Source organism: Candidatus Zixiibacteriota bacterium (genome assembly GCA_021159005.1).
Taxonomy (GTDB): Bacteria; Zixibacteria; MSB-5A5; order UBA10806; family 4484-95; genus JAGGSN01.
In genome coordinates, this window is the sequence record JAGGSN010000216.1 from 1 (window position 1) to 23,107 (window position 23,107).

Consider the following 23,107-nt stretch of genomic DNA (forward strand, 5'->3'; position numbering starts at 1 on the left):
AGCTTGAGGTAACCATCAACGACAAAGGCTACATCATCCGTAATGAAACGAAAGGTACTATAGGCAAGGTAGCCCAGGTTAGCGGTGTGGCGATGCCTCCAACTTTACGCCATGCCCCATGTCCGCAGACAGGCGGGCGCCGGCAGGCAGGAAAATGTTAAACAGACGGTCTAAATTTGTTGTAATAAGCTGAAAAAGTGAGGCACTACACTTTTTTGCGCTTTGTAACCTGCTTATAGTAAATTGCTTAACAAATCGAACTGTAGAAGATGAGTTAGGCGAACTCGTCTGCTGCAAATTAATAAGGGGCACACGAGGACGTGTGCCGCCCACATGAAAAAAATATTTTTTTCTGGAACATTTATAGTGCAGTGCACTATAATTATGACGATAGAATGATAGTAACATGAAAATAATAAAACGCTACAAAAACCGGCGCCTTTATGATACGGAGCTTAAGAAAAGCATCAAGCTTGATGACATAAAGCGCTATATTGATAAGGGCATACCAATCAAGGTAATCGACCATTCAAATGGAAAGGACATCACTGTTCAGACCTTAGTAACGGTGCTGTCAAATTCAACTGATGATATAATTTCATTGAAAAAAAACGAAAGTGTTATTGAACAGCTAATAATCAAGAAAGGAGCAGGCGTTATGGATATTATGAAAAAACTAATGCTGGCGGCTATCGGGGCAGTACATATTTCCAAAGAGAAAATGGAGGAGATGTTTGATGAACTGGTTAAAAAAGGCGAAATGACATCAAGCGAAAAGGCTGAAGCTATGAAAAAAATGGCTGAAAAGATTGAAACCTCAAGTGTGAAAGTCAAAGATGTGGTTGAGAAAAAGGTCAATACAGCGGTTGATAAAATTAATGTAAGCGGACGTATTGACGAGTTGAACAAGCAAGTGGAAAAGTTATCGGCTAAGCTTGAGGAGATGTCAAAAAAGATTAATAGTTAATAATGTTATCAATTATTCTGCAAATTCTCGATAATAGTTATATTAATTTTTTCGTTTAGACGTTAATATTAAATATGATTTTACCCAGACCAGATAGAAGCTTTAAAAACCTGCGAAGATATAATCAGATTGCCAGGGTACTGGTTAAACACGGCTTTGGCGATATTGTGTACCGGATGAATCTATCTTCACCGCTTAAGCTCGGCAAAAAATCACCCAAAGTCAGTTTTAAAAGCACTCCAGAAAGACTACGGCTTGCCCTTGATGAATTAGGACCTACCTTTGTCAAGCTTGGGCAGATTATGTCCACCCGTCCGTTTCTTTTGCCTATTGAATACATCGAAGAGCTTTCCAAGCTTCAAGACCAGGTGGAACCGATGCCGTCGGCGAAAGCTAAGGAAATTTTAACTGCCGAGCTTAAGTGTCCGTTGTCTGAATACTTTTCAGAATTTGAGGAGGATGCTTTTGCTTCCGCATCATTAGCACAGGCTCATAACGCTGTTCTCAAAGATGGCACTCAAGTAGTTGTTAAAATCCAGCGAGAGGGTATTAAGGGTATCATCGATCCTGATATGAAAATCCTCTATGATATTGCCGAGCTATTAGTAAAAAATGTTCCGGAAAGCAATCAATTTGACCCTAAAGGTATTGTCGGGGAATTGTCGCGATCGACTCAGAAAGAAATTAACTTTCTTAACGAAAGCAGAAACTTAGAGATATTCGCGGAAAACTTTAAAGATGAACCCGGTATAAAAATCCCGAAAGTGTTCTCTGAATATTCCACTTCTAAGATAATAGTTTTAGAAAAAATAGACGGCATCAAAATATCTAAAATCGATGAACTAAAAAAAGCCGGTTATGATCCTGAAATAATAGTTAAAAATGGAGCGCGCTTAGTCCTGAAAATGATTTTCGAGGATGGCTTTTTCCATGCCGACCCGCATCCGGGGAATCTATTTGTTTGCGAAAACAATATTATCGCGCCGGTTGATTTCGGCATGATGGGCGTCCTATCCGGTTCACAGATGAATTATCTCGCCGATTTAATTATCGCTTTTATGTCTAAGGATGCCGGAACCGTAATAAGAGTTATGCAGAATGCGGAGATTATCGAAGATGATGTCAATTTCCGGATGATGGAGCAGGATTTAAGCGAAATGATGTTAAAATACTATCATATGTCGTTAGCTCGTATTGATATGAAACTGGCAATGAATGACTTTTTCATCATTGTCCAGAGATATAATATCAGATTCCAGGCAGAGTTCATGCTTCTGGGAAAAGCCTTAATGATATATGAGGAACTGGCACGCGTGCTTTATCAGGAATTCAATTTCTTCGCTGAGATGATTCCGTATGTTAAAAAACTTACCGCTCGAAAGTACAACCCCGGTAATTTCATAAAAGATTTAATTCGCAGCGCTGATGAATTAAAATGGCTGCTGATTGAATTACCGCGAAAGATACGCCATATTACAAACAAGCTTAGCGAAGGCGAATTGCAGGTTCGGATGCAGCATAAGGGGCTGGAGAATTTAATAAGAGAAATAGATAAATCATCGAATCGCTTGTCGGTATCAATGCTGATTGCAGCTTTGATTGTCGGTTCATCACTAATAATGACTGTCGATAAAGGCATCATGATATTCGATTTCCCTGTTATGGGTTTAATTGGATTTTTATTCGCCGGCATTCTGGGCATTTTCCTCGTTATATCAATACTAAGGGCAGGAAAATTATAGCGGTATAGTCCGCCTTAGATGGATGGCTTCTGCCATTTTAATAATAATACATCGCTAAACAGCAATTCATCTTTACATTAACATCATATTTACGTATACTATTAAGATAATATAGATGAGGCTCGTTAATGGCATTGAAAAAACCTTCTGAAATATTCATGAGTTTTGACGCCGATGAGAAATTGCTGGAGGATATCCGGCGTTCCATCGGAGATACTATTGCCGACCTAAACTTTTCCACTAAGGAAAAAAACAGCATCATGCTGGCTATTGAGGAGGCGTGCACAAATGTCATCCGTCACGCCTACCTTTACGGGCCGGGCACGATTCGCATCAGAGTAAGAATTTTCCCGAATAAAGTTGTATTCTCGATATTCGATAAAGGCAGAAAATTTGATTTCGGACGCGCCGATTCCCCCGATCTTAATCGTTATGTGAAAACAGGCCGTAAAGGCGGCTTGGGGTTATACCTAATCCGCAAAATGATGGATTCTGTCGATTATTACAGCCGTGATGGCGAAAACGAATTGCGGATGGTTAAAAACATTAAGCCTAAAAAACAGAGAAAATTGACTCCCAAAGGAGCTTCTATACGTTTAAAATTCACAATGTGGGCATCGTTATTGGTGGTAGTTCTCGCCGGCGCAATAGGCTATTATTATGATCACAGAAACATCAATACGATTAAAGACAGTTTTTTCTATGATGCTGTAAATTTTGCTCATATTACAGCTTTAAATGCCTCGGATAAAATAGTAGTCGGCAATGAGTTGGAATTGTCGGGTCTGGCTCGGTCCGGGCTTGATGGCAACCCTAATCTTAAATATATCGTTATAGTAGATAATAATAACCTGATTTGGGCGGATGTTTTAAACCCTCAAAATCTGTTATCTCCCTACATATACCCAGCCGAATTAGACACAACTATTATCGATCAATTACAGGATATTAACAGTGATGAATTTGGTTCTATTTATCATATGATTACGGAGATAAAATTAAATGAACAGAAGTTGGGTGAGATACATCTTGGATTTTCTAAAACCGGATTGGCTGAACAACTTAAAGATTCGCGAAGAATAATACTATTCTTTGTCTTGTTAGGGACAATCATCGGCTTGGTTTCGGTATATATTCTCTCAAATTATTTCGTAAAACCAATTCAAAAGTTAACAGAGGGCGTTCTGAAAATCGGGCAGGGCAATCTTGAGGAGTCTTTACCGGTTGAGGGCACGGATGAGTTTTCTGAGATTGCCCGCGCTTTTAATGAGATAACCACCAAGTTTAAAAATGCCCAAGACAGCGTAGTCGAAAAAGAACTTTTGCAAAAAGAAATGCAGGTTGCCCAGGAAATTCAGCATGCCTTGTTACCCAACAGGTTTCCTGAAATAGAGGGTTATGAGCTGGCGGCGGTTTACCGCGCTGCCAAGGATGTCGGCGGCGATTATTTTGATTTCGTTTGGATTGATGAAGAGACTCTCGGTATAGCCGTTGCGGATGTTTCCGGCAAGGGCGTGCCCGGCTCTTTGGTTATGACAATGATTCGAACTGCTATCAGGCTGGAAGCCAGAGACAATAAATCGCCTGCGGAGATATTGGCAAAAGTAAATAATTTTGTGGCTGAGGATGTTAAAAAGGGAATGTTTATCACCATATTTTTTATAGTCCTCGATTCAAAAGAACGCCAGATTTCATTCGCCTCGGCGGGTCATAATCCGATGATTCTATATCGCAAAGACACCGAAAAATGCTACTTTCTTAACCCCAAAGGGATACCATTGGGCATGACATTGCCTGATGACATCTCTTTCGGCGGCGCCTTGAAAACTGATAAGCTAAAGCTTAAAAAGGATGACATGCTGGTTATCTACACTGATGGCATCACCGAAGCGATGAACAACAGGTCGGAGCAATATGGCAACGACCGGCTGATTAATTTTATTAAAGAGAATTCATACTTTTCGCCCGAGGAATTTGTCCAAAAATTAGATAAAGACCTTGTCCAATTCACCGGCAATGCACCCCAGAATGATGATATTACCTTAGTGGTAGTCAAAGAAAAGATAATGGCTGATGAGCTTGTGCTCGAAAAACGAAAACGCCTGCTTGATATGGTTGAGAATGAGGGGATATCGATAGAGGATGCCTGCGAGGAAATGGGAGTATCGCCATCAACGTTTTACAAGTATCGCAGAAGATATAGAGAACTTGGCGAAGCAGGCTTGCTGAATAAAAATTTAAGAGCGGATGCCGGCATAAAACAGCTTCCCTATACTGCTCGGAAAATAATACTAGATATAGTTCGCGAATCTCCCTTGTTGGGTCCCGCCAGAATTCAGAAAAAAATGGCGGAGCTGGGGGAGAATTATACTGTTAAAAATATCTATGATGAATTAATCAATATGCGGCTGAATACAAAGAAACTTCGACTTGCCTATGTGGATAGAGTCGGTCAACTTAAATCAGAGCAGAAAGAACTTTTAGAAAAAGAAATTTTACGCGAAAAACAGAAGGATTTGGATAGAGATCAATATGCCGACGACTTGAAAATTAATATCGAGAAGAGGCAGGTTAAACAAATCACTAAAGAAACAGGCAAAGTGTTTTCGCATTTGAAGCAATTGGGTCCCTCTGCTAAAAGCGGCAATCTCTATAAAGAAATTGCTAAAGAGCTTGAGAAATTGAATGGCGGCAAAGAAATTGCCGGGATGTTTACCTCAATGATAACCAAAATGGATGGAGATATACACAGTCTGGATAAAAGCGCTGATGGGTTAACGTCATTGAAAGCAGAATCTGCAGTTGAGGAATCAATAAAAAACGCTGATATTTCGGATAAAACGCCGATTAAGCTTGTAGAAGTTGCCCCGGTAAGCGATGTTAAAATCGATATCGACAGTAAAGCCATTAAGCCTGATGACAGCGATGATATTGAACCTGAACCGGAAGATTCCCAGATGGCAGAATCTAAACTCGTTGAAACATCGTCGGTAAATGACGATAAAACAGATGAGCATAAGAAAGACACCAAGAAAAAAACCAAGGATGATATTCTAAGCGATATGGCTGAATACGAAAAGAAACTGATGAAGAAATTTAATAAATAATGCATAAAATAGCGATAATAGCCTCCAAGGGCGGAACCGGAAAAACGACTACGGCGATTAATTTTGCCCATGCTGTTGCCCTGATGGGGCAAAAGGTATTGCTCGTTGACAGCGATTCGCAGGGGTCAGCCTCGCTGGCATTCGACCTTAATGGCGTTCAGGGGTTATCCGATCTGTTATTAAGCGGTCAGGTTGATATATATGATGTTCGGCCGAATCTTTATCTTGTGGGTTCGGGTAGAAGCGATATATTTCTGGTAGAGCGTTACTTAGCGCAGCAACTCGAGACTGATTACCCGCTGGCAAAGGCTCTTGAGCGATTTACTGGAGTAGATATTGTAATTTTAGATTGCTCTCCGTCAATAAATATAATAAATTCAAATGTATTGTGTTATGTTGATACGGTTTTAATCCCGGTATCTATGGATTATTTTGCTTTGGAAGGTGCCGGATTAACATTGAAACTGATTCGCGAAATGAGTAAAAATCTAGATAAAGAGATTCAGTTGCTTGGAATATTACCGACTTTTTTTGATGTAAGGACTAAAATCTCAAAAACGATATTAAATAATCTGAGAGAGAGGTATAAAAATAAAGTCTTTGATTCGACTATTCGCGTTAATACTCAAATTAAAGAGTCGCAAATGAACAATAAAACCATTTTTGAATATGCGCCATATTCACATGGAGCTTATGATTACTACCGCTTTGTAAAAGAAGCTCTAAAAAGATTAAGCAAGGTAGGAGTATATGAGTGATATTAAAATTTCGGTAGAAACTACCCAGTATCCCGAAATCAAGGCAGAAATTACCGTTATTCGAGTGGATGGCGTTATTGATACTATGACCGCATCCGAACTGGAGAAGGTTACCATTTCATTGCTGGAGCAAAAAAGATACAATATAATTATCGACCTTGGCGGCGTGGATTATATCTCCTCGGCAGGCTGGGGTATCTTTATCTCAAACATCAGGGAAATCCGACTTAATAATGGAGATATTAAACTTGCCCGTATGATTCCCAATGTGTATGAAATTTTTGAACTGCTTGAATTTGACAGCATATTGAAAGCCTTCGATAACATTGCCAAAGCAAAGAGCGATTTTTTAGGCGGTACACCGACTGGCAGACAAAAAAATAAAAGTAAATCATCCGAAATGACCATAGTGCCTGAAGAAAAAATCGACGACAATACTGAAAACAGACCTGCCAAAGACCCACAAATGTTGATGGGCGAAGTTGCCACTAAGGAAAAAATAAAAATTAAAGCTAGGACCAAGAAAAAATCTAATAATGTTTCGGAAAATAAAAACGAACAATTAAACTCAACCGACGCGGCACATCCCGTAAAAACTGAAAAATCTCACGATAAAACAAAAAACCTGAAGCAGGTGATTATGGATGTTGTGAGTAAGGACCCGTTTCTTAGCGTGGGCGAAATAAAGAAGACTATTGCTATAGATTTTCCCGGACTTGGATTTTTTCAAACCTGGTGGACATTAAGAAAACTGGAACTTGGTTCCAAGAAGAAAAGATTTAATTTTGCCAGAACCCGAAGATTTGCAAAATAGACAGTATTTTATTAATTTGAAGTAAGTTTATGGCGGCATTAGTTTTTATTCTATTTACTATTTTGTTGATTGCGGGAGCTGTAATAGCAATACTATCTTTTAAAATTCGCAAAAACCATCAGCACCGCCGCGAAATGACAATTGACTTGTATAAAATACGCTCCGATTTCTCCGTCAAGCAGGGAATATGTGATCTTTATCAGTCTGTTTTTGGGTCTTACCGTAAAACAATAAGAAAAAGCCCTGTCCTGCTGGCCGCTGAGGAATTCAAAAAGAAATTCAATCTTGGCAATTTTGTGGTGTTTTGTTCAGACCGCAATATGTTTCTGCCAGTGATGGGAGTTGGCTTTAAACTGAGGTCAATTAAACCTGTTAAGGTCGATTTAATTAGGCAGGTGATTAGCGGAAATAATGCTAATAGCCTGCGAGACGGCAGTTATTGGGGTTTACCGATAGATGTTGAGAAATTCAAGCAATTTTTTACTATAGCTAATATGCCAAATACGGCTAAAAAATTATTTATCTTTTATTATAATTTCAATTACAGCCAAATTTTATTTGTAGGAGAAGATTCACAGAGCGATCTTGCTAAATACTGTATCGATGTTGATTTTAACAGAGCAGTCTGGCCATTACTATATAATATTTGCCGCAATAATAGCAATATCAAGAAGCAAAATGAAAAAACCAAGGCGATGCAAGTCAAACTTGATGAAACCAATACCAAACTCATTACATTATCGCGAAAATTAAAACATAAAATAATTGATTTGCATTCTTTTTATGAGATATCCAACAATATGTTTACGGTATTTGATAAAAAGCGTTTAATAGAGATATTCGTCAATTCGGTAAGAGAAAACCTGGCGCCGCAGCAGGTAATGGTTTTACTGCGTGATAGCGATAATACAAATTTATTTAAACCGGCTATGAATAACGGCCTCAATCAGAATATAAATCTAACCCTTGAACTTTCAAGGAATTCAGATATATATAAATTGTTGGCAACTAATAATAAAGTTTTATTGCTGCCGATAGTTGGCTCCGGATTGCCAAAACCTGATAATTTTATCGAGTCAGCACTATCAAGCGGCTTTTCGGCGATGGAAAAACTTACAATCACCGAGGATATTTATGGTATTGTTTTGATAGGACACAACAAGGAAGGAAAACCCTATGGCGAAACAGATCTCGAATTATTCTCGACCCTGACAAATATGGCATCACTGGCTTTAGGAAATATTCATCAATATAAATTAATAGAAAAGATGTCGTATACCGATAGTATGACAAAGCTTTATAATTACCGGTATTTTTATAAAAGGCTGAATGAGGAGATATTTAGAGGCAAGCGTTTTAACAGGATGTTGGCATTAGTAATATTTGATATTGATAATTTCAAAACGTTTAATGATAACTATGGCCATCAGGCAGGCGATGAAATATTGAAAAATATAACCAAACTTGTAACCAGCAGTGTTAGAGCGATTGATGTGGTTAGCCGTTATGGCGGCGAGGAATTTTGTGTAATTATGCCTGATACGGGTTTTGCCAACAGCCTGATTTTTATTGAAAGGCTGCGTAAGAAAATCGAAAACCATAGATTTAAAAACAAGTTTGTTAAAGACGAGTGCAATATCACAGTTTCGATTGGGGGGGCGATTTGCCCGGTTGATGCCCAGACGGCTGATCGTTTGATTTATTGCTCGGATATGGCTTTATTAAAGGCAAAAGCAGACGGACGGAATCGGTCTATGATGTTTAACAACTCACTTTTAGAGGACAAAAAATTAAATAGCAGTATACAGCAGCAATTAAAAGATATGAGGATTCATGAAGACTTGTAATCTTATTGTTATTATCATAATGGGATTATGGATTACCTGTTTTGGGCAGGATGATTCATACAGAATCGGCAAAAACGATGTTCTCAGCATCGGTTTTTGGCAGGAACCCGATCTAAACTCAGAGGTTAGAGTTGGCGAGGACAGCAAAATAACTCTTCCGGTCATTGGCGACTTAACGGTCGAGGGACTAACAACCTCAAACCTGGCAAAGCTGATAGTCGAACAAATATCATTTTATAACCCGGGCATTTCTCAGGCAACAGTCGTGGTTATTGAGTATAACAGCCAGACAATAGCACTAACCGGCGCCGTGAATAATCCGGGTGAATATCATTTTGAGCGGATACCTAATTTGCTGGATGTAATCAGGCAGGCGGGCGGAGCCTTGCCCGAGGCAGACCTGTCATCCGTTACTATCATTCGTCAGGAGAATGAGAAAATCAATTTAATCAAGGTTGATTTATTGAAGCATTTTCATAACGGCAGCTTAGCTGATTTGCCAAAACTTATGGCCAAGGATTTAATTGACGTTCCCCTTTCGCCATATGAAGGTGTTCAGGAATTATATGGCCGGCAGGCTTTTAAAGGAAAGAATGTCTATTTTATTTATGGCGCGGTCAATGAACCCGGAGCTAAAACACTTTCCGAGGATATCGAATTAGTTGATGCCATAGCCGCCGCCGGTGGAACAACTCCGGAAGCAGATATAAAAAATGTACGGGTTGTTTTAAAAGATGTCAGATATTCATCGGTATTGAATTTTGATCTTCATAAATATACCGAGTCGGGTCGGCCTATGCGGTATCGCCTTCACCCGGAAGACACTATAATCATTCCCTTCCGACAGGAGGATACATTCTGGTCGAGACTGCCGGAAATAGTGGTGCCGGCTGTTGTTTCGGCTATTGTAACGACAGTAGCGACAACGATTTTGGTTAATGCTTTAGCCGATGACAATACTGCGGCGGCCGAGTAAGAAATATGATAAAAACTGCAAAAGCATTTGATATTCGGGAAATCTGGCAGCTTCTTGTGAAATTTAAATGGTATTTGATTATACCTGTTATAATTGTACCGTTAGCGGCGATATTAGCTACGTTTTTTATTCAACCGGTATATGAATCCTCAACGTCAATACTTATCGATGAATCGAATATCCTGCCTCCGTCTGTGCAAAGAGGGCTTGAAATGCAAGTTTACAGAAGGCTGAGTACGGCTGACATCAAAAATGCCATGTCGAATCAAATTAGATCGACTAAATATATTAAGAGCCTTATTGCCAAACTTGATATACCGATTCCTGAGTGGATTAGAGCATCCGCCGCCAGCAGAGCGGCAAACTTGCCGGGAGTTTCGGCTGCGGAGCTTTCTGAAAACATTTTGGTTCAGACTATTCGAGAGCAAATCGGGGTGGAGATGTCTGGCTCGAATATTGTTACGATAACGGTACAATCAGCCTTGCCGGTTATGGCTCATAAAATGACATTGACATTAGCAGAGATATTTCTTGAGGAAAGCTTGGCCAAAGATTTAGCCGGCATCCAAGGCAGTATTTCCTTTACTGAGGAGCAGTTGGCTGTTTATCGCGAAAAATTGTATAATGCTCAGAACAAGTTAAAACGATTCAGACAAAATATGATTGTCGTTTCAGTTGATGAGGATACTACGACTCTGAATCGCAACCTTAATGCAATATTTTCGGCTGTGGAGGCTATTGATATTGATATTTCTGAAGCGGAAAACGAGAAATCCGATATTGAATTAATTTTGCGGCTTCGCGGGATTGAGCCTAATACTATTAATCTTCCTGAAAATATCAAGAAACAAAAAAATCAATTAATGAATACCATCCCCCGTCTGGCAGAGCTATTAGGACGCTATAGCTGGCGTGATGCCAAGGTTGTGGCATTGAATCAGGAAACAAGGGATATTATTACCTCAATCGGGTCTGAAATACAATTGTATGTTGATAAAGCATATGTCGATATTGCGACTGAATCGGCCGCTGATTTATCGCGTTATCTAATTCTTGAAACTAATATAGAATTTATGCGAACGAAAATCTCTGCTATGCAGAAGAGTATCGGTAAAATAAAATCTCGATTATCCCGCGACCCGGCAGTTGAGGTTACTATGGATAGGCTTCAATCTGAGGTTGACCGCTACCGGGAATTGTATCAGCTATTCGTGCAGCATTCACAGTATGCGGCAATTGACCAAAGCGCTAAGAAAGTTGAGGCGCAATCCAAATTTATGATTGTTCAGCCGGCGGTTATGCCGCTGGGTCCCATAAGCCCTAATCGCAGTCAGATGATACTTTTCGGAATAATACTGGGGATTATGATTGGCAGCGGCGCGATTCTTATTCTGATGATGCTTGATGATTCGTTTAAGAAAGTTGAAGATGTCGAGGAATACCTCAATCTTTCGGTTATCGCAACTATTCCCCGTATTTCAACTCCTTATACTATCAAGCGAAAAGATAGGGCATTGATATATATAGGCTTTGTCGTGAGTATTCTGTTGGCTGCCGCTATTATATATATGAAATTTAAGAATGGTTAGTGATTTATGGAGAAGTTGATGTTAACAAGCAAGCTGAAAGGAATGGGCAAGGATTTTTTCCTGCAAACTTCCGGTGATCCTGAAACAGGGTTGGGTGTCAGTGTTTTGTTCAAGGATGGACATCCTATCGATAGCCTTGAGTTCAAGCTTCCGGAAAATAAAAATCAAGCAGCCAGCGCCGTTGATGAATATCACAGGAATAGACTTGGAAAATTTTCCGAACTTAGCGAACTTTATGCTGAGTTAATCGATGAAAAAGAATCATCCATACTTGAAAAATTAGCCCTGTCGTTAGCTGAACAGAAATTGTATAAGGAAGCGGCTGCTGTTTTCGAACGGGGCGTTAAGAATGCGCCCAAAAATTCGCGGCTGATGAATTATCTCGGCTTAACTTATATGGAACTTGAAAATTACAAGAAGTCCAATGAATGTTTCAACAAAGCGATCAAACTGAATCCCGATTTCCCTGATTATTATAATAATATGGGCAAAGCCTTGCTAAAAATGGGTGAATGTTTTAAGGCATCCAAAAGCTTTGAAAAAGCCATTGAACTGAACGTGTATTATGCAGAAGCTTATTATAACTTAGCTATGGCTATTATACTTAATGGCATAAAAAGAGAAGACTACAACCTGGCTCAGGATTTGGAAGACAATGCCTTAAACTTGCTCGTTAAGGCAGTAGGGTTTGATCCGATGTTTAAAAACGAACATTATCAAAAAGGTTTAGAGGCTCTTAATAACAAAGACCTTGAAAATGCATTTATCGAACTTAGCAGGGGTTTCGATATAGTTACTATTGGGAAATTTCCCAAGAGAACATACGATTTTCAACTTGAATATCTTTTCAGAAATGAACTTTTACGCGAGGATATTGTTGTAAAACATATAAAAAGCATAAAGAAACTTCTTGAAATACATCCCAATTATCCCGACCTGTATAATGAGTTGGGGATGAGTTATACGGTACTAACTCAATTCCATAGCGATCGCGCTATTGAAGCTTTCGAGAGAGCTTTAAAGCTTAACCCCGACTATAGAATAGCTTTGAAAAACCTGAAGCTGATTCAAAACGAACTTAAGGGATTGAAAACGCTATTAAAGGCAATATTAAAATGAAAAAAGAATCAATCATTAATTATTATGATAGAGAAACAATAGAAGGAACAGAGTTCAGGAGACTGTATTCGAATATAAAAAGCTCTTATGAGGGCGATTTAAAATCGGTAATGATTACATCATCGACAGTGGAGGAAGGCAAATCTACAATAGCGTCTTTTCTTTCCATATCGATTGCCGAGACATCGGGCGAAAAAATCCTGCTTTTAGATACTGATCTGCGCCGCCCTATGGTGCACAACTTTTTTAAGCTGCCAAAAGAAAATGGCTTAGCAGATATCCTTGATAAAAAATGCTCTATCAAACAAGCGATAAAACAAACCTCGATTCCAGATTTAAGCATAATTACCGCAGGCAAAGTTGATAGAGATCCGACGCTTTTATTGAATCAAAACAGACTCAGAGAAGTTTTTGAGGAATTGAAATTTTATTTTGATTTAATAATTGTAGATGTACCTCCGATAATCCCTGTTTCAGATCCGATAATAATAGCCAGCGAAGTCGATAGCGTATTATTGGTTATTCGTGTTGGCATGACACCCAAGGAAGTAGTGAAAAGAGCCGCTAATTTTCTTAAAAATTCCAAAATAAATATAGCTGGAGTTATCCTTAATAATTTTGAAGAAGTCTTGCCATATTATTATAGATCAAGGTATTACTCGAATAAATACTATAATAAAACCCGCCCTAAAATTAAAAATTAATGCAGCTATTATGCATTTCTGTGCATAAGCGAAATTGATTGCTATACTAATTTTGTCATAACAACTCAATTAATGTCTTATTGTTTGTGATTATACCCGTAAAATAATCTTTCTATATTTCGTATTCTATTGCCGTTTTGCGACTTACGCCATTAGCCCTCGTTTGTTTTTTGGGTTAGCAATAGTTGAATGATTTTAATTCAGTGAATGGCAGAGTATTTGCAATTCCCATAATCAAAAAAGGGTAGTACGACTCAAAATAATCAGGAGAATTCATGAGATATCAAAGTCCAATAGCAAATCCGCTTTCTCAATACTGGGAAGAAGGAACTGTTATCGGCAGCCAGAGCAAGCTCTGGAATGATGTTGCCATAAGGATAAAGTTTTTCAGCGGTGAATATTTTTTCGCAAATTTGGTTTTATTGGTTAATGCCATAAGCAATGTTTTGGCGATAAGGCCTATACTGAGCGTCGTGTCGAGAGTATATAGTATTTATGGTATTAAATGGGGATTAAAGCGATTGATTGATATTACTGGCGCCTTATTTGGCATTATTATATCGCTACCGTTTTATATTGTGGTGTCGATATTGATAAAAATAGATTCTCCTGGCCCCGTGTTCTTTTGTCAGCCAAGGATTGGCAAAAACCGCCGCCGCAATAATCGTCGCCTGATGAGTGTTGATGGCTGCCCTGAAAATCGCGCTGATGACCGCCGAAAGGCACCGGGATATGGCAAGGTTTTCAAGGTAATCAAATTCCGCACTATGCGTCAGGATGCTGAAAAACATACCGGACCGGTTTTAGCCACTCAGAATGATCCCAGAATCACTCGGCTGGGAAGATTTTTAAGAGCCACGCGTATCGATGAATTGCCCCAGTTTTTCAATATTTTAAAAGGCGATATGAGCTTAGTTGGTCCTCGTCCGGAAAGGGAATTCTTTATTAGTAAGCTCAGAAATATCATAAACAATTATGAGCATAGGCTGCTGGTGAAACCTGGTTTAACCGGTTTGGCTCAGGTTGAGCATAAATATGATGAATCTGTTGATGACACCAAGGTTAAGGTTAAATACGATATCGATTACATCCAGAATTTGAATATCATTCGGGATATTAAAATTATGTTCAAGACAATTTATGTTGTTTTGGCGGCTAAGGGGATGTAATAGGAATACTTTACGCATAGCAATTAAAGCGTTTGTCTAAGGGAAAGGTTTTGGCCTTTCCCTTTTTATTTTGGCGTTAAAAACGTTGTTTTCTTTGAACCCGGATCTTGCAGCCATGCCCGCCGGCCGGCAGGTTGGAATTTTATTATGGTGGTGATTATCATATAAGGCATTGCTATGAATCGATACTATTACACATTTGGTGTAAAAACTCACAGAAAAGTGAAGTATCAGATAACTATTTTGTTATTTTACAAACGTCAACACACCCCTAAATCCCCCGCCACTGGCGGGGGACTTTGAAAACAAATATCCTCAAGCAAAATCGTCCTGTTTTCCGAATTGGGACACCCGGAGAATATTTATTGATTTACGATAATATCAAATAGGTATGATTAACTAATAAAACAATTATTAGCCGTCTGAGGCGGCCTGCCTATTTTAGGTGATAGATGAGATAATATATCACCGCAGTAGTTTAGATATACGCACCGAATAGGCAGGTCTCGGAGAGACCTGCCCTACTGTTGGCTAACCATTATTATTGATAAAATCAATTTTGTTATCAGGAATAAGCATTTAATCTCATGGACAATAATATGATAGAAACAATATCAGGAACCAATTGAGAATGCAGAGCATTTTTATACCTTAGGATATCCATCCAGACAAACACCGCGGCGGACAATATCCTGAAGCATAGAGATGTTGATATCAGCAATCGGCTTGTTCTCACGCCTTCAAATATATTTTAGCTCAAGATTATTGGTAAAAGGTCAAACATTTCTGTCTATCCTACCAATGACATATATATAATGAGAATTACTAAAATATTTCCATTTTATTGATTATTTATCGATACAAGCTTTTATCAACAGTCCGAAGGAATCTCGCGGCTAGTGTACATCCTCGCGTGACAACTTAAATATCTATAGCTTTACCAATAATCTAATCTTTAAGCAGTTGCTTCCGATAATATTTAAAGATTGGATATAGATGTGTTAAAATTATTACGATAATAAAAAGAACTTGACATAGCTCATAATCAGGAGATTGGTTAATGCTTGCAGGCAAAACAATATTAGTAACCGGCGGTACGGGAACATTTGGCAAGAATTTTATTAAAACGATTTTTGAAAAATACCCAAAGGTTAAAAAGGTAGTTGTTTTTTCACGAGACGAATTGAAACAGTTTGAAATGCGTGATCAATACCCCGAATCGAAGTATCCGCAGATGAGGTTTTTTATCGGTGATGTGCGCGATAAAAACCGCATCAACAGAGCCTTGGAGGGAATTGACTATGTTGTGCATGCGGCCGCTTTGAAACAGGTGCCGGCCTGCGAATATAATCCCTTTGAGGCAATTAAAACAAATGTGTTGGGTGCTCAAAACATCATAGAAGCCTGCATAGATAGAAACGTAAAAAGAGTAGTAGCTTTAAGCACTGATAAAGCGGCGGCGCCAATTAATCTTTATGGTGCTACCAAGCTTTGTTCGGATAAGCTGTTTGTTTCAGCCAATAATTACAGAGGCAACAGAGACATCAGATTTTCGGTGGTTCGCTATGGCAATGTTATGGGAAGCCGGGGAAGTGTGATTCCATTTTTCCTGAAAAAACGCAAAGAAAAAGTTTTGCCGATAACCGACACCAGGATGACCCGTTTTAATATAACATTGAAACAAAGCGTGGAATTAGTTTTGTTTGCTATGGCTAACATGTGGGGCGGCGAAATATTTGTGCCAAAGATTCCCAGCTATCGCATTCTCGATCTTCTCGAAGCAATTGCTCCGGGTTGTGAGTACAAAATCATCGGTATTCGTCCCGGCGAAAAGCTTCATGAACAGATGATTACCGAAACCGATGCTATTAACTCTATCGAATTTAAGAATTATTTCGTTATACAGCCGTCAATGAATCTCTGGGATGTTGGCAAATACATGGAAACATTCGAGGGAAGCCGCTGCGCTAATGGTTATTCCTATGGCAGCGGAACGAATACCGAATGGCTGACAGTTGATGAATTGCGCAGCTTGATTCGCGAGCAAGTTGATTCGCAGTTTTCGGTTGAAGATATGCCAACAGTTTTAGAAAAGCGTCGAAAATCAAAGATGAAGATTGTCCGCCATGAGCTAAAGGATATTTTAGCCGGCAGTTAATTATAGTTGGAAGTATCATTATCGTTTTTATGAATCAAATTATTATGGCAGTATTTTAATTTATGTCAACATCAACCCAAAGTCATACAGGGTTTTTGCCGTATGGGAAACAGCATGTTTCTGAGGCTGATATTGAAGCCGTTATAAAGGTTTTAAAATCCGACTGGCTGACCCAGGGACCCGGAGTTCCGGCATTTGAGAAAATGCTGACTGAAAAAGTAGGGGCATCGCATACTGCGGTTTGTTCCAGCGGCACAGCTGCCCTGCATCTAACGATGCTTGCCTTAGGGATAGGTCCCGGTGATGAGATAGCGGTTTCCTCAAATACATTTCTTGCCTCGGCAAACTGCGCGAGATTTGTTGGAGCGGAAGTACGTTTTATTGATATTAATCCCTATAACGGCTTGATTGACCTTAAGTCGCTTAGCAAGGTTCTGCAAGCCGATGATAAGCATAAAATAAAAGCCATCATACCTGTTCATTTTGCCGGTCAGCCAGTAGAACTTACAGCTATACATTCTCTTGCTGTAGAGCATAGCGCCAAAGTTGTCGAGGATGCCTGCCATGCTGTCGGAGCTTGGTATGAACACGATGGTCATAGGCATAATATAGGCGGATGTTCTCATAGCGATATGACGGTATTCTCGTTCCATCCGGTTAAGCATGTGGCTATGGGCGAGGGCGGTGCCGTTACTACAAACCAGCCCGAGTTGATAAAAAGACTTCAATTGTTTCGCAATCATGGTCTGCAGAAAGAGGATTTCACTAACAATGATATGGCGCGGTCGCCGGATGGCAAAGTCAATCCCTGGTATTATGAAATGCATGAGCTGGGCTATAACTACCGTCTTACAGACATTCAGGCGGCGCTGGGATTAAGCCAGTTGGCGCGGCTTAGCTGGTCGTTAGAACGGCGGAATAAACTGGCCGATTGCTATCGAGAAGTGATTGACGGAACTTTCCCGGATGGCGGTATCCGTCCGCTTGATGTGCGCGATTCTGTCTTTCATGCATATCATTTGTTTACAGTGCTTATAGACTTTAACAGGTTCGGGGTATCGCGCGCGGATGTTATGAATCGTCTGCGTAAAGCAGGCATCGGAACGCAGGTGCATTATATTCCGGTTCCGCTTCAGCCATATTATCGAAAACGCTATGGAATCAAACCGGGCGATTTTCCGGGAGCGGAAAAATACTATGCCCGGGCGCTTAGTTTGCCTATGTATCCTGATTTAACAGGAGCTGATTGCGAATGGGTGATTGGTTCGCTGAAAACTATCATGGGAACAGCTTTATGAAAACCGTTATTATAGTGCAGGCAAGGATGACCTCATCCCGTCTGCCCGGCAAAGTGCTCAAGCGTATAATGGGCAAATGTTTGCTGGAGTATCAGATAGAACGTCTTCGGAGAGTGTCGCTTGCCGATGAAACAGTTATTGCAACAACAATAAATGACGCCGATATCCCGATAGTGGAACTGTGTCAACAATTGACGATACCATTTTTCCGCGGTTCGGAGAATGATGTGCTGGCAAGATATTATAATGCGGCGCTTAGATATAACGCGGATATAATAGCGCGCGTAACTTCAGATTGCCCCCTTATTGACCCAATTGTTATCGATAAGGTAATTGGTTTCTTTAAAGATAATTATAACATTTATGATTATGTTTCCAATGTGCAGGCAAGAACTTATCCGCGCGGCATGGACTGCGAGGTATTTTCATCGTCTATACTAAATGAAATATTTCATAAAGCATCTAAACATTCAGAACGCGAACATGTAACCCCCTATATATACAATCATCCTGAGCATTTTAGGATGGGTTCTGTAGCGTACTCTGAAGACCAGAGCCATCACCGCTGGACAGTAGATACACAAGAGGATTTTATTCTAATTAAAAACATACTTGAGAACATTTATCCCAAAAAACCAGCATTTACATTTGAGGATTGTTTGCTGTTGATTGGAGAGCATCCGGAATGGGCAAAGATAAACGCGCATATCGAACAAAGGAAGTGTGGAGTATGAGAATAGCAATTCGAGTAGATTCATCGACAACTATTGGTACGGGACATCTGATGAGGTGTTTGACATTAGCTGATTACCTTCGCGATAAAGGAGCGGATGTTGACTTTATATCTCGCGAACTGCCGGGAAATATGTGCAGCTACATCGAAGAGCAAAAATATCGCTTGCATCGTCTGCCGTTTGATAAGGAACTGCTTCAGAATGAATATATGGATGAATACGCTCGTTGGCTAATGGTTGGTCAGGACACCGATGCTGATCAAGTCCTGTCGATTCTACTTGAAAATATTGGCGCAATCGATTGGCTAATCGTTGATCATTACGGTCTTGACTATCGCTGGGAAAGACAGCTAAGAGCTTATGTCAGCCGTATCATGGTAATCGATGATCTGGCAAACAGAAAGCATGATTGCGATTTGCTATTAGACCAAAACCTGTATGAGAATCTTGAGTCGCGTTATAACAATTTGGTATCAAGTTATTGCAATAAACTTTTGGGACTGAAGTATGCTTTATTGCGTCCCGAATTTATTAAGGCAAGAAATAATGTGCAGAGACGCAATGGAAATATTAATCGCATTCTGATATTTTTCGGAGGTTCTGATATAACCAACGAAACTGCCAAGGCTCTCAAGGCAATTAAATCGTTAGGCCTATCTCAGACCGCTGTCGATGTGGTAATTGGAAATTCAAACCCGCATAGAAATAATATTGAATCGATAATCAAGGATATGGCTAATACAGGAGTTCACTGCCAGGTGAAGAATATGGCTCAGTTGATGGCAAAGGCGGATCTGGCAATCGGCGGCGGCGGTACCACCACTTGGGAGCGATGTTATCTCGGTTTGCCGACGATTACGATTTTGATTGCTGAAAACCAGAAAGCGATGATAAGAGCGGCTGGCAGACAAGGGTCATTATGGAATATGGATTGGCATTCGGAAGTTACAGTCGAGATGCTTGCGGAAAAGATAAAATGGGTTCTTGGGCATCCGGATGATGTTTTGACTGTTAGCGAGAATGCTTTACGGTTAATGCCCCAACATGATCATTCCTTAGAAAATAATGTAGTATCTGCAATGCTGGAGGAATGCCATGCTCGATATTAATGATTTTAACCTGCGAAAAATAAATGAGCAGGACTTGGAAACTTTATTGCGTTGGCGTAACTCCGACCGTGTGCGAACAAACATGTACACCGACCATATTATCTCTATGAAAGAACATAGAGCCTGGTTTAATCGAATCAAGGATGAGTCGACTGCATTGTATCTTATTTTTGAACATCTGGAGCATCCAATAGGGTTTGTCTATTTTACTCAGATAGATATTACAATAAGTAACTGCATGTGGGGTTTCTATCTTGGCGAACGAAACGTACCGAACAAAAGCGGCACGATTATGGGCTATATGTCATTGAATCATATTTTTGATGTAAACAAACTTCAAAGAGTAAATGGCGAAGTTCTTGCTTTCAATAAACCAAGTCAAAAATTTTTTCAGCGATTGGGATTTTCTGAAGTTGGTAGATTGAAAAATCATGCAATGAAAAACGATAAGTTAACGGATGTTGTGCAATTTTCTATTACCGCCGATGAATGGCGCAGAATTGGCAGAACGTCAGTGGAAAATTTGTTTCGGGATACTGTTAGAAGGTAAGTAATGAACTATGTGCTGGCAACAAGCCGTGTCTGGCATGAAAAGATGGCGAAAGATTTGCAGGAACAATCAGACAGCAGATTTGATTTAATCAGCAGAAAAGAAGATTTGAATATTCAAACGCTTAATAAACTGAACCCGCGTTATATTTTTCTGCCGCACTGGTCATATATCATTCCCGCTGAAGTATATGCAAATTTTGAATGCGTAATTTTTCACATGACAGATGTTCCATTTGGCCGCGGTGGAAGTCCGCTTCAGAACCTGATTGTCAGAGGGATTTATGACACTAAGATTTCGGCGCTTCGATGCGTTAGAAAACTCGATGCAGGACCTGTATACCTAAAACGCCCCTTATCGCTATATGGAACAGCTGAGGAGATATTTCTCAGGGCGGGGAAAATAATAGAGGAAATGATAATAGATATAATAGACAGTCAACCCGAACCGGTTGAACAATCAGGCGAAGAGGTTGTTTTTACTCGACGCAAACCCAAGCAAAGCAATATTGATAGTATTAGCGGGATGGAAAAATTGTATGATCATATTCGCATGCTTGATGCGGATGGTTATCCTCATTCGTTTTTGAAGGCAGGTAAATTCAGGTTTGAATTTAGGAGGGCATCTCTAAGAAAAGGCAGAATTGTTGCTGATGTTGAGATTACCGAGGTTGATAATGAGTAGCACAATATTAGTGATAGCCGCCCATCCGGATGATGAAGTATTAGGCTGTGGCGGAACAATAGCCCGTCATGCAAAAGCAGGCGATGCGGTGCATGTTGTCATACTTGGCGAGGGCATAACAAGCCGTGATGGTAAACGCAGCCGCGAGTCAAACAAGGACAGCTTAGCCAAACTAAGCAAAGCGGCACATCAGGCAAATGATATTCTGGGAGTGAAGTCGCTTGTTCTGCATGATTTTCCCGACAACCGCCTGGATTCACTCGACCGACTTGATGTGATAAAAGCTGTTGAGGGATTTAGCGAGCGTTACGAGCCTGATATAATATACACACATCATTGCGGCGATCTAAATATTGACCATCGCCGAACTCATGAGGCAGTAGTTACCGCCTGCCGTCCGATGCCTGGCAATCAGGGTGTGAATACCATCTTGTTTTTTGAAGTTGCATCAAATACCGAGTGGCAATTTCCCGTATCGGCAGTTCCGTTTGCTCCCGATTGGTTTGTCGACATATCGGCGACGCTGGAACTGAAATCGAAGGCTCTTTTGGCCTACGAGTCGGAAATGCGTCCGTGGCCTCATGCCCGGTCAATAAAAGCTGTAGAGCATCTTGCCGGATGGCGCGGAGCAAGTATTGGAACAACTGCCGCCGAGGCATTTATGCTTGGCCGAAGGTTAATACTGTAAATTATGGAGATTTGTTATGCATGATATTGTCATTGCCAACAAAATAATCGGCAGCGGCTATCCGCCCTTTATAATTGCCGAGATGTCTGCCAATCATAACCAGTCACTTGAGCGCGCGCTGGAGATTGTCGAGGCGGCCGCGCGGGCTGGCGCTCATGCCCTTAAGCTTCAAACGTACACGGCGGATACTATGACTCTTGATATTAATGAAAAGGAATTCAAAATTGACGACCCCAAGAGCTTGTGGAATGGTTATTCGCTGTATAAACTATATGAGAAAGCATACATGCCCTGGGAGTGGCACAAGCCGATTTTCAAGCGCTGTGAGGAATTGGGTATTATAGGAATCAGCACGCCGTTTGATTTAACGGCGGTTGATTATCTTGAGAAATTGAATGTTCCGGCATACAAGGTAGCCTCGTTTGAAAATCAGGACATCCCTCTTTTAAAGCGAATCGCAGAGACTGGCAAACCGGTTATTATCTCAACCGGCCTGGCCAATGTCGCTGAGCTTGATGAAACGGTAAGAACTGTACGCAAAGCAGGCAATAATGACATCATCCTGCTTAAATGTACCAGCAGTTATCCGGCATCGCCCGAGTCGACAAATATCAGAACTATCCCGCATATGAAAAGCTTGTTCGATACTCAAGTAGGTTTATCTGACCATACGCTGGGAATAGGCGTGTCGGTAGCGTCGGTAGCATTGGGGGCGACAGCGATTGAAAAGCATTTCACTCTTAATCGGTCGGATGGAGGTGTTGATTCTGCTTTTTCACTTGAACCGGATGAGATGAAATCGCTTGTAGAGGAAACAATGCATGGCTGGCAGGCATTGGGCAAGATAAGCTATAGCCTGACTGAAAAAGAGAAAAGATCGCTTCAGTTTAAGCGGTCACTGTATGTGGCTGAGGATATGAAAGCCGGAGATATATTTACAGAGAAAAACATGAGGTTGGTCAGGCCGGGTTACGGATTGCCGCCTAAGTATTATGATATTATCGCTGGCAAGAAAGTCAATTGTAATATTAAGAAAGGCTCTCCTATTCAATGGGAGCTTGTCGAATAGGTATAATTTATTCGGCAGTAAAATG

19 protein-coding genes are annotated in these 23,107 nt (G+C 40.3%); all 19 read left to right on the top strand.

Annotation, left to right across the window (positions count from 1 at the left end):
- Positions 1-406 precede the first annotated feature (406 nt).
- The 19 genes from J7K40_14345 (at position 407) to pseI (ending at position 23,082) form a co-directional block, all read left to right on the top strand.
- The gene (locus J7K40_14345; GenBank protein ID MCD6163577.1) at positions 407-967 is read left to right on the top strand and encodes a hypothetical protein; all 561 of its coding nucleotides are present in this window, start codon (positions 407-409) and stop codon (positions 965-967) included.
- Between the two features lie 74 nt (positions 968-1,041).
- Positions 1,042-2,709, top strand: coding sequence for an AarF/ABC1/UbiB kinase family protein (locus J7K40_14350; protein MCD6163578.1), 1,668 nt, complete (start codon positions 1,042-1,044; stop codon positions 2,707-2,709).
- A gap of 128 nt (positions 2,710-2,837) precedes the next feature.
- On the top strand, positions 2,838-5,816 hold the full coding sequence (locus J7K40_14355; GenBank protein MCD6163579.1) for a SpoIIE family protein phosphatase: 2,979 nt from the start codon (positions 2,838-2,840) through the stop codon (positions 5,814-5,816).
- Positions 5,816-6,574 carry a ParA family protein gene (locus J7K40_14360; protein MCD6163580.1) on the top strand — a complete coding sequence of 253 codons (759 nt, stop codon included), beginning with the start codon at positions 5,816-5,818 and terminating at the stop codon, positions 6,572-6,574. The genes J7K40_14355 and J7K40_14360 overlap by 1 nt, the downstream gene beginning before the upstream one ends.
- On the top strand, positions 6,567-7,388 hold the full coding sequence (locus J7K40_14365) for an STAS domain-containing protein (GenBank protein ID MCD6163581.1): 822 nt from the start codon (positions 6,567-6,569) through the stop codon (positions 7,386-7,388). The genes J7K40_14360 and J7K40_14365 overlap by 8 nt, the downstream gene beginning before the upstream one ends.
- 29 nt (positions 7,389-7,417) lie before the next feature.
- Positions 7,418-9,235 (top strand): GGDEF domain-containing protein, encoded by a 1,818-nt coding sequence (locus J7K40_14370; GenBank protein MCD6163582.1) that lies wholly within the window; start codon positions 7,418-7,420, stop codon positions 9,233-9,235.
- Positions 9,222-10,211, top strand: coding sequence for a polysaccharide biosynthesis/export family protein (locus J7K40_14375; GenBank protein ID MCD6163583.1), 990 nt, complete (start codon positions 9,222-9,224; stop codon positions 10,209-10,211). Before J7K40_14370 ends, J7K40_14375 begins: the two co-directional genes overlap by 14 nt.
- 5 nt (positions 10,212-10,216) lie before the next feature.
- Positions 10,217-11,800, top strand: coding sequence for a hypothetical protein (locus tag J7K40_14380; GenBank protein MCD6163584.1), 1,584 nt, complete (start codon positions 10,217-10,219; stop codon positions 11,798-11,800).
- Between the two features lie 18 nt (positions 11,801-11,818).
- Complete coding sequence (locus J7K40_14385) at positions 11,819-12,919, top strand: tetratricopeptide repeat protein (protein MCD6163585.1); 1,101 nt, start codon at positions 11,819-11,821, stop codon at positions 12,917-12,919.
- Positions 12,916-13,623 (top strand): CpsD/CapB family tyrosine-protein kinase, encoded by a 708-nt coding sequence (locus J7K40_14390; protein ID MCD6163586.1) that lies wholly within the window; start codon positions 12,916-12,918, stop codon positions 13,621-13,623. The genes J7K40_14385 and J7K40_14390 overlap by 4 nt, the downstream gene beginning before the upstream one ends.
- 275 nt (positions 13,624-13,898) lie before the next feature.
- On the top strand, positions 13,899-14,792 hold the full coding sequence (locus J7K40_14395; protein MCD6163587.1) for a sugar transferase: 894 nt from the start codon (positions 13,899-13,901) through the stop codon (positions 14,790-14,792).
- A 1,060-nt stretch (positions 14,793-15,852) separates the two neighbouring features.
- Positions 15,853-16,950 carry a UDP-N-acetylglucosamine 4,6-dehydratase (inverting) gene (gene pseB, locus J7K40_14400; protein MCD6163588.1) on the top strand — a complete coding sequence of 366 codons (1,098 nt, stop codon included), beginning with the start codon at positions 15,853-15,855 and terminating at the stop codon, positions 16,948-16,950.
- A gap of 62 nt (positions 16,951-17,012) precedes the next feature.
- A complete protein-coding gene (pseC, locus tag J7K40_14405; GenBank protein ID MCD6163589.1) occupies positions 17,013-18,248 on the top strand; it encodes a UDP-4-amino-4,6-dideoxy-N-acetyl-beta-L-altrosamine transaminase in 1,236 nt (411 codons plus the stop codon).
- Positions 18,245-18,982 carry a glycosyltransferase family protein gene (locus J7K40_14410; GenBank protein MCD6163590.1) on the top strand — a complete coding sequence of 246 codons (738 nt, stop codon included), beginning with the start codon at positions 18,245-18,247 and terminating at the stop codon, positions 18,980-18,982. Before pseC ends, J7K40_14410 begins: the two co-directional genes overlap by 4 nt.
- Positions 18,979-20,091, top strand: a complete 1,113-nt coding sequence (gene pseG / locus J7K40_14415) for a UDP-2,4-diacetamido-2,4,6-trideoxy-beta-L-altropyranose hydrolase (GenBank protein ID MCD6163591.1) — start codon at positions 18,979-18,981, stop codon at positions 20,089-20,091. Before J7K40_14410 ends, pseG begins: the two co-directional genes overlap by 4 nt.
- Entirely contained in the window at positions 20,078-20,641 is a 564-nt protein-coding gene (pseH, locus tag J7K40_14420) for a UDP-4-amino-4,6-dideoxy-N-acetyl-beta-L-altrosamine N-acetyltransferase (protein MCD6163592.1), read from the top strand. Before pseG ends, pseH begins: the two co-directional genes overlap by 14 nt.
- Positions 20,642-20,644: 3 nt before the next feature.
- Positions 20,645-21,325 carry a methionyl-tRNA formyltransferase gene (locus J7K40_14425; GenBank protein ID MCD6163593.1) on the top strand — a complete coding sequence of 227 codons (681 nt, stop codon included), beginning with the start codon at positions 20,645-20,647 and terminating at the stop codon, positions 21,323-21,325.
- The gene (locus tag J7K40_14430) at positions 21,318-22,013 is read left to right on the top strand and encodes a PIG-L family deacetylase (GenBank protein ID MCD6163594.1); all 696 of its coding nucleotides are present in this window, start codon (positions 21,318-21,320) and stop codon (positions 22,011-22,013) included. Before J7K40_14425 ends, J7K40_14430 begins: the two co-directional genes overlap by 8 nt.
- A gap of 16 nt (positions 22,014-22,029) precedes the next feature.
- On the top strand, positions 22,030-23,082 hold the full coding sequence (pseI, locus tag J7K40_14435) for a pseudaminic acid synthase (GenBank protein ID MCD6163595.1): 1,053 nt from the start codon (positions 22,030-22,032) through the stop codon (positions 23,080-23,082).
- Positions 23,083-23,107: the final 25 nt, after the last annotated feature.

What these genes read in the sequence shown, in the direction of transcription:
- J7K40_14345 (MCD6163577.1), top strand. Translation starts at nt 407, where the DNA reads ATGAAAATAATAAAACGCTACAAAAACCGGCGCCTTTATGATACGGAG.
- J7K40_14350 (MCD6163578.1), top strand. Translation starts at nt 1,042, where the DNA reads ATGATTTTACCCAGACCAGATAGAAGCTTTAAAAACCTGCGAAGATAT.
- J7K40_14355 (MCD6163579.1), top strand. Translation starts at nt 2,838, where the DNA reads ATGGCATTGAAAAAACCTTCTGAAATATTCATGAGTTTTGACGCCGAT.
- J7K40_14360 (MCD6163580.1), top strand. Translation starts at nt 5,816, where the DNA reads ATGCATAAAATAGCGATAATAGCCTCCAAGGGCGGAACCGGAAAAACG.
- J7K40_14365 (MCD6163581.1), top strand. Translation starts at nt 6,567, where the DNA reads ATGAGTGATATTAAAATTTCGGTAGAAACTACCCAGTATCCCGAAATC.
- J7K40_14370 (MCD6163582.1), top strand. Translation starts at nt 7,418, where the DNA reads ATGGCGGCATTAGTTTTTATTCTATTTACTATTTTGTTGATTGCGGGA.
- J7K40_14375 (MCD6163583.1), top strand. Translation starts at nt 9,222, where the DNA reads ATGAAGACTTGTAATCTTATTGTTATTATCATAATGGGATTATGGATT.
- J7K40_14380 (MCD6163584.1), top strand. Translation starts at nt 10,217, where the DNA reads ATGATAAAAACTGCAAAAGCATTTGATATTCGGGAAATCTGGCAGCTT.
- J7K40_14385 (MCD6163585.1), top strand. Translation starts at nt 11,819, where the DNA reads ATGTTAACAAGCAAGCTGAAAGGAATGGGCAAGGATTTTTTCCTGCAA.
- J7K40_14390 (MCD6163586.1), top strand. Translation starts at nt 12,916, where the DNA reads ATGAAAAAAGAATCAATCATTAATTATTATGATAGAGAAACAATAGAA.
- J7K40_14395 (MCD6163587.1), top strand. Translation starts at nt 13,899, where the DNA reads ATGAGATATCAAAGTCCAATAGCAAATCCGCTTTCTCAATACTGGGAA.
- pseB (MCD6163588.1), top strand. Translation starts at nt 15,853, where the DNA reads ATGCTTGCAGGCAAAACAATATTAGTAACCGGCGGTACGGGAACATTT.
- pseC (MCD6163589.1), top strand. Translation starts at nt 17,013, where the DNA reads ATGTCAACATCAACCCAAAGTCATACAGGGTTTTTGCCGTATGGGAAA.
- J7K40_14410 (MCD6163590.1), top strand. Translation starts at nt 18,245, where the DNA reads ATGAAAACCGTTATTATAGTGCAGGCAAGGATGACCTCATCCCGTCTG.
- pseG (MCD6163591.1), top strand. Translation starts at nt 18,979, where the DNA reads ATGAGAATAGCAATTCGAGTAGATTCATCGACAACTATTGGTACGGGA.
- pseH (MCD6163592.1), top strand. Translation starts at nt 20,078, where the DNA reads ATGCTCGATATTAATGATTTTAACCTGCGAAAAATAAATGAGCAGGAC.
- J7K40_14425 (MCD6163593.1), top strand. Translation starts at nt 20,645, where the DNA reads ATGAACTATGTGCTGGCAACAAGCCGTGTCTGGCATGAAAAGATGGCG.
- J7K40_14430 (MCD6163594.1), top strand. Translation starts at nt 21,318, where the DNA reads ATGAGTAGCACAATATTAGTGATAGCCGCCCATCCGGATGATGAAGTA.
- pseI (MCD6163595.1), top strand. Translation starts at nt 22,030, where the DNA reads ATGCATGATATTGTCATTGCCAACAAAATAATCGGCAGCGGCTATCCG.